Genomic DNA, 15,722 nt, shown 5'->3' on the forward strand with positions numbered 1-15,722 from the left:
GCTGGATGTCGATCTTCGCGCCCGTCAGCTTCGCCGCGAGTCGCGCGTTCTGCCCCTCTTTGCCGATGGCCAGCGACAGCTGGTAGTCGGGCACGAGGGCGCGCACCGCCTTGAGCGACTCGTCGATCACGAACGCGCTGGTCACCTTGGCCGGCGAGAGCGCGCTCGAGACGAAGGTGGCCAGATCCGGCGAGTAGTCGACGATGTCGATCTTCTCGTTGTTGAGCTCGGCGGTCACGGCGCGCACGCGCTGACCGAGCTCGCCGATGCAGGCGCCCTTGGCGTTCACACCCGGCTCCGTCGCGCGAACGGCGATCTTGGTGCGGTGGCCCGCCTCGCGGGCGAGCGAGACGATCTCGACGATGCCGCTGGCGATCTCGGGGACCTCCAGTGCGAACAGCTTGCGGACCAGCGCCGGGTGCGTGCGCGAGACCGTGATCGACGGCCCCTTCGCGCCCTTGGCGACGCTGGTGACGTAGACGCGGATGCGCGAGCCGTGGGTGTACTCCTCGCCCGGCACCTGCTCCTCGGGCGGCAGGATGGCCTCCACGCTGCCCAGGTCGATGTGCACCATGCGCGGGTTCGGGCCCTGCTGGATCACGCCGGCGACGATGTCGCCCTCACGTCCGCGGAACTCGCCGAGCACGGCGTCGTCCGCGATGTCGCGCAGCCGCTGGTTGATCACCTGCTTGGCCGCGAAGGCCGCGATGCGCCCGAAGTCGCTCGGGCTGTCCTCGGCCTCGCCGATGACGTTGCCCTCGTCGTCGCGCTCGGGAACGTAAACGGTGACATGCCCGGTCTTGCGGTCCAGGTGCACACGTGCGGCGGGCGGCTGGTCGCTGTGCCCGTGACGGTGGTCGGCCTGGTTGGTGTGCTTGAGATACGCGGTCAGGATGGCCTGCTCGATGATCTGCACAAGCTCGTCGAACGGGATCTCCTTCTCGCGCTCCATAAGACGCAAGACGCTGAGGTCGATGTCCATGCCGGCCTCCTCTATTCAGATCTTCGCCGCCGCGCGATGGCGCGACGGACCTAGCTCTCTACGGTACCCGAGATTCCGGAGGGCCGGGACCCCGCGTACCGTGCAGGCCATGAGCGCACCAACCCGAACGGCGTCTCGCCTCGAACACAGCACGACCGTACGCGTCCTGACCCGTGTCGGACTGGCCTCCATCGGCCTCCTCCACATCCTCATCGGCGTCATCGCGCTGGCCGTCGCGAGCGGGGCGGGCGGCCAGGCCGACCAGTCCGGCGCGCTGCAGGCCGTGGCGTCCGTGCCGGGCGGCGTGTTCGTGCTCTGGCTGGTGATCGTCGGGCTGATCGTGCTCGCGGTCTGGCAGGTGCTGGTCGCGGTCACCGCCCACGGCGCGGGGACGAAACTGCTGGAGGTCGTCAAGGCGGTGGTCTACGCGGCCCTGGCGGTCGTCACGATCTCGATCGCCTCAGGCGGTCATCACAACGCCTCATCGACGGAGAAGTCGGGCAGCGCGCGACTTCTCGCGCTGCCCGGCGGCGTCTTCGTCCTCGGTCTGATCGGGCTGATCGTCGTCGCGGTGGGCGTCGGCTTCATCCGTAACGGCGTCACGCACCGTTTCGAGCGCGACCTGAAGCTGCCTCCGGATCGCTGGGCGGGGGCGATCACCGTGCTCGGGAGGGTCGGCTACATCGCCAAGGGGGTGGCCCTCCTCCTGGTCGGCGGCCTCGTCGTCGCCGGCGCGATCACCTTCGACCCCTCGAAGGCGGCCGGCCTCGACGGAAGCCTCAAAGCCCTGGCGAGCGTGCCCTACGGGGTCGTCCTCCTCGTCGCCATCGCGCTCGGACTCCTCGCGTACGGGCTGTTCTGGTGCGTTCGCGCGGTGCGGGCGCGCCTCTAGGCTCGGTTCTCGTCGCTCGCCGCACGTAGGCTTCGAGGTGAAGTCTCTGCCGGCTGCGGAAGCATCGGTCGCATCCGTGTGCCTTGCAGACGGTACGCGCGGTCGCGAAGCAGCCCCGCGATTCCGCCAGGAGTCGTGACGACCTCACGCCACCACGCCAGCTTCTCACCGGCATAGCGAAGCGGTCCGATTCTCGTGCGGTACCACAGGTCCATATCGATGGCGGCCCGTGCGACCTGTGGGCGCACTCGTGTGCCCCGCACCTGGTTGGCGATGTTTCCGCCGTGCACGACTTGGATCCACATCGGACGCGTGATCACTTCCAGGACAGGCCCGTGGTTTCGCGAAGCCGTGTGGTAATGGTCCAGGTAGACCGTACGCGGCATCTGAGCGGGCAGCCGTTTCTCTATCAACGAGATGAACGCATTCGCTGGGGCGTCGAAACGGTAGATCGAGCCCGTCCGGTCGACCTGGAGACCGCGGTTGAGATTGACATACATCAATTCCTGCTCCGCGAAATGCGACTGGACCGTCTCGATGAAACGCATCCCGAGCGCATCGTCGCTGTCGAGGCGCGTCGTGATCAGGAACGGCGCGCTGCTGCGAGCGGCGACCTCGCGCTGCACCAGGTCGGCGCCCCAGACCTCATGAGTGAGCACGGGCTCGAAGACTCCGCGCGACAATTCGACCATCGCCGCGATGAACTCGGCGTCGGCACGATCGTCGATGAACACGAGCCATCGAAACTCCACGTCGCCACGCTGACGTGCCAGCGCGGCACACGCTGCCTCCCGAAAGAAGTTGTATCGATACTCGAGCCACTCGGGGTCGGCCGGCGGCGAGTCTGGTGTGAAGACCGCACTGAACCGGGTGATCACGAAGTGATCGAAACTAGGCATCGCGCCTCCTGGAATCGAGATCAATGTTACATCTCGAACGCGATACGCATTACGGTGACCGGAAGGTCGCGCGGACTACGCCTCCTCCTCCGCCGGCGCCGCGAACTGCGCGTTGTAGAGCGTGTAGTACGCCCCGCCGCGCGCCAGCAGCTCCGCGTGGGTGCCTTGCTCGACGATCGTCCCGGCCTCCATCACCAGGATGAGGTCGGCGTCGCGGATAGTGGACAGCCGGTGCGCGATCACGAAGGACGTGCGATCGGCGCGCAGGGCGCTCATGGCCTTCTGCACGAGCAGTTCGGTGCGCGTGTCGACCGACGACGTCGCCTCGTCGAGGATCAGCACGCTCGGCCGCGCGAGGAACGCCCGCGCGATCGTGAGCAGCTGCTTCTCGCCCGCCGAGATGTTCGAGCCCTCGTCGTCCAGCACGGTGTCGTAACCGTCGGGCAGCGAGTGCACGAAGCGATCGACGTAGGTTGCGCGTGCCGCGTCGAGGATCTCCTCCTCGGTGGCGTCGGGCCGGCCGTACGCGATGTTCTCGCGGATCGTGCCCTTGAACAGCCAGGTGTCCTGGAGCACCATCCCCATCCGCTCGCGGAGGTCGTGTCGTGTCATCGACGCGATGTCGACGCCATCCAGGGTGATGCGTCCGGAGTCGAGGTCGTAGAAGCGCATCATCAGATTCACCAGGGTCGTCTTGCCTGCCCCGGTCGGGCCGACGATCGCGACCGTCTGGCCGGGTTCCGCGACCAGGGAGAGGTTCTCGATGAGCGGCTTGTCCGGCACGTACCGGAAGGAGACGTCCTCGAACGCGAGCCTCCCCTGGGTGCCCTCCGGGTTCTCCGGCTCGGCCGGGTCGGCGCTCTGCTCGTCGGCGTCGAGCAGCTCGAACACGCGCTCGGCGCTGGCGACGCCGGACTGCAGCAGGTTCGCCATGGAGCCCAGCTGCGTCAGCGGCTGGGTGAACTGACGCGAGTACTGGATGAACGCCGTCACGTCGCCGAGCTGCATCGCGCCGTTGGCGACCTGCAGTCCGCCGACCACCGCGATGGCCACGTACATGAGGTTCCCGACGAACATCATCGACGGCATGATCAGGCCGGAGATGAACTGCGCACCGAAGCTCGCCTGGTACATCTCCTGGTTCTTCTCGCGGAACCGCTCCTCCACCTCGCGGTGACGGCCGAACACCTTGACGAGCGAGTGGCCGGTGAAGGCCTCCTCGATCTGGCCGTTGAGCTCGCCCGTGCCGCGCCACTGGGCCACGAACAGCTTCTGCGAGCGCTTCGCGATCAGGGTCGTGACGAGCAGCGTGAGCGGGATGGTGACCAGGGCGATCACCGCCAGCAGCGGCGACACCACGAACATCATCACGGTCACGCCGATCACGGTCAGCAGCGACGTGAGCAGCTGGCTCAGGGTCTGCTGGAGGGTCTGCGAGATGTTGTCGATGTCGTTGGTGACCCGGCTCAGCAGCTCGCCGCGCTGCATCCTGTCGAAGTAGGTCAGCGGGAGCCGGTGGATCTTCGCCTCAACGTCCTGACGCAGCCGGTACACGGTGCGCTGGGTGATCCCGTTCAGGATGTAGCCCTGCAGGTAGCTGAAGACCGACGACGCGATGTAGAGCGCCAGCACCCACATCAGGACGTGGCCGACGGCCGCGAAGTCGATGCCGGCGCCCGGCGTCAGTGTCGTCCCCGAGATCAGGTCGGCGCGCTGGCCCTGGCCGCTCGCACGCAGGTTCGCGATTGCCTGCGCCTGTGTCTGTCCCGGCTTGAGCTGTGCCGAGATCGCGCCGGAGAAGACGAGGTTGATCGCATTGCCGAGGAGCTTCGGGCCGAGCACGGCGAAGAACACGCTCACGACGGCGAGCAGCGTGACGAATACGATGCCGACACGCTCCGGGCGCAGCCGGCCGGCGAGCCGCTTCGCGGACGGCCCGAAGTTGAGGGACTTGTCGCCCGGCATCGTCATGCCGCCGAACGGGCCGCCGCCTCCCGGGCCACGCCGCACCGGTGTGCGGACCGGGGCCTGCGTCGTCGCGCCGCGATCGGCGCCGTCGTCGCGGCTCATGCCGCCTCCTCCGCGGCTAGCTGCGACGAGACGATCTCGGCGTAGGTCGGGTTGTTCTCGACGAGCTCGGCGTGGGTGCCGTGGCCGACGACGCGCCCGTCGTCGAGCACGATGATCTGATCGGCATCGACGATGGTGGACACGCGCTGGGCCACGACGATCATGGTCGCCTCTGCCTCGCTGCGTGCGAGCGCCTGCCTGAGTCTCGCGTCCGTGGCGGTGTCGAGCGCCGAGAACGAGTCGTCGAAGATGAAGATCTCTGGCTTGCTCACCAGCGCGCGGGCGATCGCGAGCCGCTGTCGCTGCCCACCGGACACGTTCGTGCCGCCCTGGGCGATCGGTCCGTCCAGCTTCTCGGGCATCTCGTCGACGAAGCCCTTCGCCTGCGCGATCTCGAGCGCGCGCCAGAGCTCGTCGTCCGTCGCGTTCGGGTTGCCGTACCGGAGATTGGTCGCGACCGTTCCGGAGAAGAGATACGGCTTCTGCGGAACCAGACCGATGCGCGACCAGAGGAGCTCGGGGTCCAGCTCGGCGACATCCACCCCGTCGACCAGCACGATCCCGCTCGTGGCGTCGAACAAGCGCGGGATGAGGTTGATCAGCGTGGTCTTGCCCGCGCCGGTGCTGCCGATGATCGCGGTCGTCTTGCCCGCCTCCGCGAAGAACGTCACGTCGCTGAGCACCGGCTGCTCGGCACCGGGGTACGAGAAGCCGACGCCGACGAACTCGACAGTCCCCGTCGCGGAGACCTCCGTCACCGGGTTCGCCGGCACAGCGACCGACGGCTCGGTGTTCAGCACCTGGCCGATGCGGTCGGCGCAGACCGCCGCGCGCGGGACGAGGACGGCCATCATCGTGGACATCATCACGCCCATGAGGATCTGCATGAGGTACTGCAGGAACGCCGTCAGCGTGCCGATCTGCATGGACCCGTCGGCGACCCGGTACGCGCCGAACCAGATCACCGCGACGCTGGAGACATTGAGCACGAGCATCACAATCGGGAACATCAGTGCGAACAGCCGGCCCGCCCGGATCGCGGTGTCGGTCACCTGGTCGTTCGCGACCGTGAAACGCGCGGTCTCGACGTCCTCGCGCACGAATGCCCTGACCACGCGGATACCGCTGAGCTGCTCGCGCAGCACCCGGTTCACCCGGTCGATCCGCTCCTGCATCATGCGGAACAACGGCACCATCCTGACGATGATCAGGCTCACCGCGATCAGCAGGACGGGGACGCTCACGGCGATCAGCCACGACAGCTGGATGTCCTGGCGCATCGCCAGGACGATCCCGCCGATGGCCAGGATCGGTGCGGAGACGAGCAGGGTGCAGGTCATCAGCACGAGCATCTGCACCTGCTGCACGTCGTTCGTGTTGCGGGTGATCAGCGATGGGGCGCCGAAGTGGGTGACCTCCCGCTCGGAGAACTCGCCGACACGGTGGAAGATCGCGCCGCGCAGGTCGCGGCCCACCAGCATCGCGACCTTCGCGCCGAAGTAGACGGCGGTGATCGAGCACGCGATCTGGACGATCGTGACCCCGAGCATCTCCGCGCCGGTCGACAGGATGTAGCCGGTGTCGCCCTTGGCGATGCCGTTGTCGACGATGTCGGCGTTCAGGGTGGGCAGCCATAGCGAGAGCAGCGACTGCGCCAGCTGGAAGACCACCACCCCGACGAGGAGCGGCCAGTGCGGCCGGAGGAACCGGCCGAGGAGTTTCAGGAGCATCGTGGCTCTCCCTGCTGCGCCGCGGTCGCGGCGGTCGTCGGTGTGTAGATCGCGAACGGTCGGCCGGCGACGCCCACGAGGGCGATCCTGGCCAGTTCGTCGACGCTGAACTCGATTCCGTCGTTCAACGCGGGGAAGGCGGACGAGAAGCTGATGAGGCGGAGGATGTGGGCGACGCGCTCCGGCGGCCAGTTCAGATCGTCGGCCTCCGGCGCGAGGATCGTGGCGATGATGGCGGCGAACTCGGTGCGCTCCTGCGGCACCGGCGGACGCTCGTGACCCACGACCGCCATGATCCGCATGACGTTCGTGAAACGCTCGCGCAGCAGGTAGACGATCGCGCGGACCTTGTTCTCGATCGGGAGGGCCGGGTCGATGGCGCGCAACGCATCGCGGAGCGGCTCCGGGTCGAGGTACTTCTCGACGGCCGCCCGGACGAGGGTGTCTTTGTCGCCGAACGCCCGCCAGATCGTGCCCTCCGCGATCCCGGCCGCTTCGGCGATCTGCCGGGAGGTCACGCCCCTGCCGTGCTCGACGAGCAGTGGGATGACAGCGTCGATGATCATGGCCTTGCGGTCCTCCGGCGCGAGCGGCTGTGCGCGGGTGCGCACGGGAAGATCGGCCTCCGATCCCGCGTCCGGTCGGGCCGCCGTCGCGGTCTCCGCGTGCGTCTCCACACCAGTGTTCACGAGCAGGATCGTAGGCGGAGTGAGTGCTCACTCACAAGCGTGCGACTGTTCGCCCAGAGCGAACATGCCGCCAGAGCTCAGGATCGGCGCGGGAAGAAGCCTGAGATGGTCTCCAGTTCGTCGGCCGTGGGCGACCAGGAGGTTGCCGCCTCGGCGTTCGCCACGATCTGCTCGGGGCGTGTCGCACCGGCGATGACGCTCGTGAGACCCGGCTGGGCGAGCAGCCAGGCGAAGGTCGCCGCCAGCATCGTGACCCCGCGTTCGTCGCAGAACGCCTGGTACTGCTCGATGGCATCCCACGGCGCGTCGTCGAGCAGATGCTTGCGCTGCATCATGATCCGGCTGTCCGCCGGGCCGCCCGTGCGGCTGAACTTGCCCGTGAACAGGCCGTTGTAGAGCGGGAAGAAGGGTAGGAACCCGAGCCCGTACGCGTTGACCGCCGGAAGCACCTCGCGCTCCACGTCGCGCTCCAGGAGGCTGTACTCGTTCTGCGCGGAGATGAAGCGCGGATGCCCGGCGAGCCGCCCGGTGAACTCCGCCTCGGCGATCTGCCAGCCGGCGAGGTTGGAGTGACCGATGTAGCGGATCTTGCCCTCGGTGATGAGGTCGTCGAGCGTGGCGAGTGTCTCTTCGATGGGAGTCGTGGGGTCGGGGCGGTGCAGCTGGTACAGGTCGATCCAGTCCGTTCGCAGGCGTCGGAGGGAGGCCTCGACGGCGAGGCGGATGTACCGCCGAGAGCCGCGCACGCCCCAGTCGGGACCGTTGGCGCCCGCCATGTCCATCCCGAACTTGGTGGCGAGCACGATCTTGTCGCGCCTGCCCTCGAGCGACGCACCCATCAGGGTCTCGGAGAGGCCGCGCTCCTTCCCGTAGATGTCGGCGGTGTCGAAGAAGGTCACTCCGGCGTCGATCGCCGCGCCGATGACGGCATCGGTGCCCTCCTGAGTCTCGGTGGCGGTGCCTGCACGCCCGAAGTTGTTGCAGCCGAGGCCGATCGTGGAGACGACCAGACCGGAGGGTCCGAGGGTGCGGTATTCGATGTTCGCCATGCCGTCGAGTCTAGGCAGCGCGGTACCCGCGATCGAATCGAGAACTCCTCCCCAGGGCCGGCTTCGAACGACTTATCCCCGGTGTCCGATTTCCGCGAGTGGCTGTCGGACGCCCGCCCTAGAGTCGATCCATGAGCAGTTCCTTCTCGTACCTTCTCCGCATTCCGAGCCCGATCGGCCGCATCGAGCTGACCGCAGACGACACCGCGGTCACGTCGCTCTCGATCGCACGCGACGACGTGCTCCCGCTCGACGATCACCCCGAACGCAGCTCGGCCGTGCTCGACGACACGGCCGCACAGCTCGAGGAGTACTTCGCCGGCACACGCCGCTCTTTCGACGTCCCCGTCCACCTGGCCGGCACACCCTTCCGCACGGCGGTCTGGGAACGCCTGTCTGGGCTGGAGTACGGCACTCTCACGACGTACGGGGAGCTCGGTCTCGCGATCGGGCGCCCCGGCTACGGTCGAGCCATCGGGGGCGCGGTCGGCGCCAATCCCATCCCGATCATCATCGGGTGCCACCGAGTGCTGTCGTCGACGGGCAAGATCACCGGATACAGCGGCGGAGAGGGCATCCCCACCAAACTCTGGCTGCTCGAGCACGAGGGGATCACACTGGCCGCATGAGCACGACCGATCAGCTCCCCGAGTCCCCGGTTGCCGAGTCGGCATTCACGGAAGCGTCGACCGCCGGGCCGGCGGCGCGATCCGCCCTCGTCGTCGGCGACGACGGCGTGGCCCGCTGCTCCTGGTCGGCGAACGATGCCGAGTATCGCCGCTACCACGACGAGGAGTGGGGTACACCTCAACACGATCCGCGCGCGCTGTACGAGAAGCTCTGCCTCGAGGGCTTCCAGGCGGGACTCTCCTGGATCACCATCCTGAGACGCCGGCCCGCCTTCCGCGAAGACTTCCATGGCTTCGACCCGGTCGCTGTCGCGGCGATGACGGAGGACGACGTACAGCGCCTGCTGGGCGACGAACGGATCATCCGGCACCGCGGCAAGATCGAGGCCACCATCGCGAACGCGCGGGCGACACTCGCTCTCGACGTGCCGCTCGAAGACCTCATGTGGAGCTTCGCCCCGTCGGGCGAGCGCGAGCGGCCCCGCGCCTGGGGCGATGTCCCGGCCGTGACGCCGGAGTCGACCGCCCTCAGCAAGGAGCTCCGCCGCCGCGGGTTCCGGTTCGTCGGTCCCACCACGATGTATGCGCTCATGCAGGCGACCGGCATGGTGGACGACCACTTCGAGGGCTGCTTCCGCGCGGGCGACTAAGAATAGGCCGGCAGCCCAGGGCGGAGTGTCGCCGGGTCGCACCGAACGATCAGCCCGCCTTGCACGGGAGAACCCGCCTGGCAGAGAAGAAGGAGTCGGGCCGGCGCTCGTGATCAGTGGAACCGTTCTCGCTGGTGACGGCGCGTCCGCTCGTGCCCGACCGCAGGCGGAATCACTGTGCAGCCGCCACACCGGCTCCGGCAACGGGAAACGTCAGAACGACGCTGCCCGCGATCAACTCGCCGACCCGACTGGCTCATGGGGAGGTCGAACCGCATCGCGGCGTGCGACCTCGACGGGATGTCCCCTCTCTCTTGTGAGCTGAGTTTATCTCACTTACGCGGCGAGCACCACAGGCGCCCACGGGGCACGGTGCATTCTCAGCCGGCTGACAGTCAGCGCTGAAACGCCGCCGTGACGGGCTCAGCGAGGCGCCCGGAGCACCGCGGTGAGCTTGCCGGGCGTTCCGGTCACCTCCGGGACCACGAGGTCGAGCTCGCCCGCGCGATCGGCCGAGACGGTGAGGTCGTAGCCCTCCCCCGCCGCCCATGCGAGCAGAGCGTCCGTCGACGCGAAGTGCTCCCCGTGCTCGATCACGGCCCGCGTGAACAGGCCCTTGGCCTGCTTGTTGAAGTGGTTCAGCGCCCGCACCGTACCGCTCTCGTCGCGCGCGAGCACCCGCAGGTAGTGCACGTCATCGCGCGCCGGCAGCGGGCCGAGCGCGGCATAACCCTCCGACCGCAGGTCGAGGATGACTCCCTCCACCGACGCGAGCTCATCGGCGCAGACGGCGCTCCACCGCTTCTTGAGCGACGGCGACAGCCGCGAGTCGAACGACAGCCGGTAGGCGGGGATGGGGTCGGCGGCACCCACCAGGCCGAGAAGGGCGGACTGGACGGCGACGCTCTCCGCCGCGAAGCGCCACTGCTCAGCCGTGAGAGACTCGGCGTCCAGCGCGTCGTAGAGCACCCCGGTGTAGCGCAGGAGCGCCGGCATGGTCGACGCCGACCGCAGCACGCGGTTCCGCTCCACCTCGACGGCAGCGTGCTTCGGGCCCAGCTTCAGCGCGCGGGCGGCAGCGTCCGGCGATGCCGTCATCGCGACCGTCTCGTCCACGACGGAGGAACGGGTCGGCGTCAGAGAAGGGAAGCCCAGAGATTCGAAGGCGAGCGGGATGTCTGCTCCCCCGTCGCGCTTGGTCTCGGACGGAGGCAGGAGAAGGAGCACTCAGCGCTCCAGGAAAGCGAGCGCCGCGTCGACGTTCTGGCCGAGCGGCCGGGAGGTGTCGAGCGTGACGCGGGGAAGCGACGCGGCCGCGCCCTTCCACTCCGCGTAGTCCTCGATGCTCTGCTCCACCGCGTACGCGGCGGTCAGGCCAGTGCGGTTCGCGAGCCGCTCCGCGTGCAGAGCCTCATCGGGGCAGACCGTCTCGATCACGCGCAGTTTCACCCCGCAGCGCTCAGCGAGGTCGCGCCACTGCAGACGGGCGGGCTCGACAGCGTTCACCGCGTCGACGATCACCGAGTGGCCGCTCACCAGCACCTGCTCGGCCATCCGCTCCGCAACAAGATATGCGGCGAGGCCGGTCGGCTGGTCGGCGTCGATGCCCGCCTTGAGGATTGCGGCCTCGATCGGGTCCACCGAGATCGCCGTGGCGCCGAGCCGGCCCGCGACGATCTCCGCGATGGTGGACTTGCCCGAACCAGGAAGCCCCGCCGTCACGACGAGGACGGGGACGCGGACGTCTCCGAACTGCCGATCGAGCGGGGCTGCCTTGTCGGACATGTCAGACGAGCTCCGCCTGGCGGGCCACGATGGTGACGGTGTTGTTCTCCACGGAGAGGAACCCGTCGTCGGCCTGCGCCGTGATCGACTCGCCTCCGTTGAGGGTCACCCGCACCTCGCCCTGGGCGAGGATGGCGAGCAGCGGCTCGTGGCCGGGCAGGATACCGATCTGCCCCTCCACGGTCCGTGCGACGACCATGCTCGCCTCGCCCGCCCACACCTCGTGGTCGGCGGCGACGACGCTCACGTTGAGAACAGCCATGCTCAGCCGTTCTCCTTCTGGATCTGTGCCCACTTCTCCTCGACGTCGGAGATCGCACCGACGTTGAAGAACGCCTGCTCCGCGACGTGGTCGAACTCGCCCTTGGCGATCGCGTCGAACGACTCGATGGTGTCCTTCAGCGGGACGGTCGAGCCCTCGACACCGGTGAACTTCTTCGCCATGTAGGTGTTCTGCGAGAGGAACTGCTGGATGCGACGTGCCCGCGACACCGTGATCTTGTCCTCTTCGGACAGCTCGTCGACACCGAGGATCGCGATGATCTCCTGCAGCTCCTTGTTCTTCTGGAGGATCTGCTTGACGGTGATGGCCACGCGGTAGTGGTCGGCACCCAGGTAGCGGGGGTCGAGGATGCGCGAGGTCGAGGTCAGCGGGTCGACGGCCGGGTAGAGACCCTTCGACGCGATCTCGCGGGAGAGCTCGGTCGTGGCGTCGAGGTGGGCGAACGTGGTCGCCGGCGCCGGGTCGGTGTAGTCGTCGGCGGGGACGTAGATCGCCTGCAGCGAGGTGATCGAGTGACCACGGGTCGAGGTGATGCGCTCCTGGAGGAGGCCCATCTCGTCGGCCAGGTTGGGCTGGTATCCCACCGCAGAGGGCATGCGGCCGAGCAGCGTGGAGACCTCGGAACCGGCCTGCGTGAAGCGGAAGATGTTGTCGATGAAGAGCAGCACGTCCTGCTTCTGGACGTCGCGGAAGTACTCCGCCATCGTGAGAGCGGAGAGGGCGACGCGCAGACGCGTTCCCGGCGGCTCGTCCATCTGGCCGAACACGAGCGCGGTCTTGTCGAAGACGCCCGCCTCCTCCATCTCGTGGATGAGGTCGTTGCCCTCACGCGTGCGCTCTCCGACGCCGGCGAACACGGACACACCACCGTGGTCCTGCGCCACGCGCTGGATCATCTCCTGGATGAGGACGGTCTTGCCGACGCCCGCACCGCCGAACAGGCCGATCTTGCCACCCTGCACGTACGGGGTGAGCAGGTCGATGACCTTGATGCCCGTCTCGAACAGCTGGGTCTTCGACTCGAGCTGGTCGAACGACGGCGGCTGGCGGTGGATCGGCCAGCGCTCGGTGATCTCGATCTTCTCGCCCGGCTCGGCGTTGAGCACCTCGCCGGTCACGTTGAAGACCTTGCCCTTGGTCACGTCGCCGACGGGCACCGAGATCGGGGCGCCGGTGTCGCGGACCTCGCCACCGCGGACCAGGCCGTCGGTGGGCTTCAGGGCGATGGCGCGCACCAGGTCGTCGCCCAGGTGCTGCGCGACCTCGAGCGTGATCTCGGTCGACTGCTCGCCGATGGTGATGGTGGTCTTCAGGGCGTTGTAGATGCCCGGGATCGAGTCGTGCGGGAACTCGATGTCGACGACCGGACCGGTGACGCGGGCGATGCGTCCCACGCCGGCCGGCTGCGCGGTCGAAGCCTGGGCTTCGGCGGTAGCGGTAGTCATGATTCGTTCTCTCTCGTTTGGACGATTATTTTGCCGAGCTCAGCGCGTCCGCGCCGCCCACGATCTCGGAGATCTGCTGGGTGATCTCCGCCTGTCGGGCGTTGTTGGCCAGTCGCGTGTAGTCGGTGATGAGCTTGTCGGCGTTGTCGCTCGCTGCCTTCATCGCCTTCTGCGTCGCCGCGTGCTTGGAGGCGGCGGACTGCAGCATCGCGTTGAAGATGCGGCTCTCGATGTAGACCGGCAGGAGCGAGTCGAGCACGGTGTTCACATCCGGCTCGAACTCGTAGAGCGGCAGCACCTGCGTGCGGTCCGGCTCCTCGACGCCCTCGACGACCTCCAGCGGAAGCAGGCGCACGATCTGCGGCTCCTGCGTCAGCATGCTCACGAAGCGGTTGTAGATGACGTGGATCTCGTCCACGCCACCGTCGGACGCGTCGCGCAGGAAGGACTCGAGGATCGCATCGGCGACCTCCTTGGCCTGCTCGAACTCGGGGTTGTCCGTGTTGCCGGTCCACACCCGCTCGTACGCGCGGCGGCGGAAGCTGAAGTAGCCCTGCGCCTTGCGTCCGATCAGGAAGTAGACGACCTCCTTGCCCTGGCTGCGCAGCAGCTCGGCGAGCTTCTCAGACTCCTTGAGCACGTTCGAGTTGAACGCACCGGCGAGACCGCGGTCGGACGAGAAGATGACGATCGCAGCGCGTTCGATCTTCTCGGGCTCCGTGGTGAGGACGTGCTCGACGTTCGAGTAGGTCGCCACCGCCGACACCGCGCGCGTGATCGCGCGGGCGTACGGCGAGGAGGCGGCCACCCGAGCCTGCGCCTTCTGGATGCGTGAGGCGGAGATCAGCTCCATGGCACGGGTGATCTTCTTGGTCGTCTGGGCAGACCTGATCTTCTGCCGGTAGACCCGAAGCTGTGCTCCCATGTGTCTTCCTCAGTACCTATCCGTGCTCAGCGCTTCGCCTTGACGATGCGCTCCTGGTTGACGTCCTCTTCGGCGCTGGCCTCGAACTCCTCGCGGCCGACCGAGGCGAGCGGCTTGCCCTCGCCGGTCTGGAACTCGAGCTTGAACTTGTCGACCTCCTCGCCGAGCTTCGCCACCGTGTCCTTGTCGAGAACGTTGGTCTCGCGCAGGGTGGTGAGGATGTCGGTGTTGCGGCGCAGGTGGTCGAGCAGTTCGGACTCGAAGCGGAGGACATCCTCCACGGCGACCTCGTCGAGCTTGCCGTTGGTGCCGGCCCAGATCGAGACGACCTGTTCCTCGACGGGGTACGGCGAGTACTGCGGCTGCTTGAGCAGCTCGGTCAGGCGGGCGCCACGGGCGAGCTGGCGGCGGCTGGCCGCGTCGAGGTCGGAGGCGAACATCGCGAACGCCTCGAGCGAGCGGTACTGTGCGAGCTCGAGCTTGAGCGTGCCGGACACGCTCTTGATCGACTTGACCTGCGCGTCGCCACCGACTCGCGAGACCGAGATACCGACGTCGACCGCGGGACGCTGGTTGGCGTTGAAGAGGTCGGACTGCAGGAAGATCTGGCCGTCGGTGATCGAGATCACGTTGGTCGGGATGTACGCCGAGACGTCGTTCGCCTTGGTCTCGATGATCGGCAGACCGGTCATCGAGCCGGCGCCCAGCTCGTCGGAGAGCTTGGCGCAACGCTCCAGCAGACGGGAGTGCAGGTAGAAGACGTCACCCGGGTAGGCCTCGCGTCCCGGCGGACGGCGGAGGAGGAGCGACACGGCGCGGTAGGCCTCTGCCTGCTTCGACAGGTCGTCGAAGATGATCAGGACGTGCTTGCCGCCGTACATCCAGTGCTGGCCGATGGCCGAGCCGGTGTAGGGAGCGAGGTACTTGAAGCCCGCAGGGTCGGAGGCCGGAGCCGCGACGATGGTGGTGTACTCCATCGCGCCGGCGTCCTCGAGCGCGCCCTTCACCGAGGCGATGGTCGAGCCCTTCTGGCCGATGGCGACATAGATGCAGCGGACCTGCTTGTTGACGTCGCCCGACTCCCAGTTGGCCTTCTGGTTGATGATCGTGTCGATCGCGATGGCCGTCTTGCCGGTCTGGCGGTCGCCGATGATCAGCTGACGCTGGCCGCGGCCGACGGGGATCATGGCGTCGATGGCCTTGATGCCGGTCTGGAGGGGCTCGTGCACCGACTTGCGCTGCATGACGCCGGGCGCCTGGAGCTCGAGCTCGCGGCGACCCTCGGTGGCGATCTCGCCGAGGCCGTCGATCGGGTTGCCGAGCGGGTCGACCACGCGGCCGAGGTAGCCGTCACCGACCGGGACGGAGAGGACCTCGCCGGTGCGGGTCACCTCCATGCCCTCGACGATGTCGTCGAACTCGCCGAGGACCACGACGCCGACCTCGTTCTCGTCGAGGTTCTGCGCCAGGCCCAGGGTGCCGTCCGCGAAGCGGATGAGCTCGTTGGCCATCACGCCGGGGAGACCCTCGACGTGGGCGATGCCGTCGGAGGCGTCGAGGACGTGTCCGACCTCGGTGGTCTCTGCCTTGGCCGGCTCGTACTTCGAGACGAAGTCCTTGAGCGCGTCCCGGATCTCATCGGGGCTGATCTGAATGTCTGCCATCGTAATTCCCTGGTTTCTCTGTATAGAGGG

At 67.7% G+C, this 15,722-nt stretch carries 15 protein-coding genes; 3 read left to right on the plus strand and 12 right to left on the minus strand.

The window, feature by feature from the left end; genetic code table 11:
• A partial coding sequence (gene nusA, locus JNB50_RS23375) for a transcription termination factor NusA (RefSeq protein ID WP_208042495.1) occupies positions 1 to 982 on the minus strand: 982 nt, incomplete at its 3' end.
• 109 nt (positions 983 to 1,091) lie between these two features.
• Here nusA and JNB50_RS23380 point away from each other — a divergent pair.
• The gene (locus JNB50_RS23380) at positions 1,092 to 1,874 is read left to right on the plus strand and encodes a DUF1206 domain-containing protein (protein WP_208042496.1); all 783 of its coding nucleotides are present in this window, start codon (positions 1,092 to 1,094) and stop codon (positions 1,872 to 1,874) included.
• On the opposite strand, the gene JNB50_RS23385 is transcribed toward JNB50_RS23380, so the two are convergent.
• The 5 genes from JNB50_RS23385 to JNB50_RS23405 all read right to left on the minus strand — a co-directional run bounded on the left by JNB50_RS23385 (position 1,871) and on the right by JNB50_RS23405 (position 8,311).
• Positions 1,871 to 2,773, minus strand: coding sequence for a glycosyltransferase (locus JNB50_RS23385; RefSeq protein WP_208042497.1), 903 nt, complete (start codon positions 2,771 to 2,773; stop codon positions 1,871 to 1,873). The genes JNB50_RS23380 and JNB50_RS23385 overlap by 4 nt on opposite strands.
• A gap of 75 nt (positions 2,774 to 2,848) precedes the next feature.
• Positions 2,849 to 4,843, minus strand: coding sequence for an ABC transporter ATP-binding protein (locus JNB50_RS23390; protein ID WP_208042498.1), 1,995 nt, complete (start codon positions 4,841 to 4,843; stop codon positions 2,849 to 2,851).
• Positions 4,840 to 6,573: an ABC transporter ATP-binding protein gene (locus tag JNB50_RS23395; RefSeq protein ID WP_208042499.1), complete on the minus strand. Its 1,734-nt coding sequence runs from the start codon at positions 6,571 to 6,573 to the stop codon at positions 4,840 to 4,842. Before JNB50_RS23395 ends, JNB50_RS23390 begins: the two co-directional genes overlap by 4 nt.
• Positions 6,564 to 7,262, minus strand: coding sequence for a TetR/AcrR family transcriptional regulator (locus tag JNB50_RS23400; RefSeq protein WP_307794853.1), 699 nt, complete (start codon positions 7,260 to 7,262; stop codon positions 6,564 to 6,566). The genes JNB50_RS23395 and JNB50_RS23400 overlap by 10 nt, the downstream gene beginning before the upstream one ends.
• 77 nt (positions 7,263 to 7,339) lie before the next feature.
• Positions 7,340 to 8,311: an aldo/keto reductase gene (locus JNB50_RS23405; protein ID WP_208042500.1), complete on the minus strand. Its 972-nt coding sequence runs from the start codon at positions 8,309 to 8,311 to the stop codon at positions 7,340 to 7,342.
• 131 nt (positions 8,312 to 8,442) lie between these two features.
• Here JNB50_RS23405 and JNB50_RS23410 point away from each other — a divergent pair, with 131 nt between their 5' ends.
• Together JNB50_RS23410 and JNB50_RS23415 are read left to right on the plus strand one after the other, a co-directional pair.
• Positions 8,443 to 8,940, plus strand: coding sequence for a methylated-DNA--[protein]-cysteine S-methyltransferase (locus JNB50_RS23410; RefSeq protein ID WP_208042501.1), 498 nt, complete (start codon positions 8,443 to 8,445; stop codon positions 8,938 to 8,940).
• Positions 8,937 to 9,590, plus strand: coding sequence for a DNA-3-methyladenine glycosylase I (locus JNB50_RS23415; RefSeq protein ID WP_208042502.1), 654 nt, complete (start codon positions 8,937 to 8,939; stop codon positions 9,588 to 9,590). The genes JNB50_RS23410 and JNB50_RS23415 overlap by 4 nt, the downstream gene beginning before the upstream one ends.
• A 423-nt stretch (positions 9,591 to 10,013) precedes the next feature.
• On the opposite strand, the gene JNB50_RS23420 is transcribed toward JNB50_RS23415, so the two are convergent.
• Genes JNB50_RS23420 through atpA form a run of 6 tightly spaced genes read right to left on the minus strand, consistent with a single transcriptional unit; the run spans position 10,014 to position 15,692 of the window.
• On the minus strand, positions 10,014 to 10,817 hold the full coding sequence (locus JNB50_RS23420) for a YaaA family protein (RefSeq protein WP_208042503.1): 804 nt from the start codon (positions 10,815 to 10,817) through the stop codon (positions 10,014 to 10,016).
• Complete coding sequence (locus tag JNB50_RS23425; protein ID WP_208042504.1) at positions 10,818 to 11,375, minus strand: ATP-binding protein; 558 nt, start codon at positions 11,373 to 11,375, stop codon at positions 10,818 to 10,820.
• 1 nt (position 11,376) lies between these two features.
• Complete coding sequence (locus tag JNB50_RS23430) at positions 11,377 to 11,637, minus strand: F0F1 ATP synthase subunit epsilon (protein WP_208042505.1); 261 nt, start codon at positions 11,635 to 11,637, stop codon at positions 11,377 to 11,379.
• A gap of 2 nt (positions 11,638 to 11,639) precedes the next feature.
• Positions 11,640 to 13,103, minus strand: a complete 1,464-nt coding sequence (atpD, locus tag JNB50_RS23435) for a F0F1 ATP synthase subunit beta (protein WP_208042506.1) — start codon at positions 13,101 to 13,103, stop codon at positions 11,640 to 11,642.
• A gap of 25 nt (positions 13,104 to 13,128) precedes the next feature.
• Entirely contained in the window at positions 13,129 to 14,028 is a 900-nt protein-coding gene (locus JNB50_RS23440) for a F0F1 ATP synthase subunit gamma (protein WP_208042507.1), read from the minus strand.
• 26 nt (positions 14,029 to 14,054) lie between these two features.
• Complete coding sequence (gene atpA / locus JNB50_RS23445; RefSeq protein WP_208042508.1) at positions 14,055 to 15,692, minus strand: F0F1 ATP synthase subunit alpha; 1,638 nt, start codon at positions 15,690 to 15,692, stop codon at positions 14,055 to 14,057.
• Positions 15,693 to 15,722 lie beyond the last annotated feature (30 nt).

Origin of the sequence: Leifsonia sp. TF02-11 (assembly GCF_017565305.1) — a bacterium.
Taxonomy (GTDB): domain Bacteria; phylum Actinomycetota; class Actinomycetes; order Actinomycetales; family Microbacteriaceae; genus Leifsonia.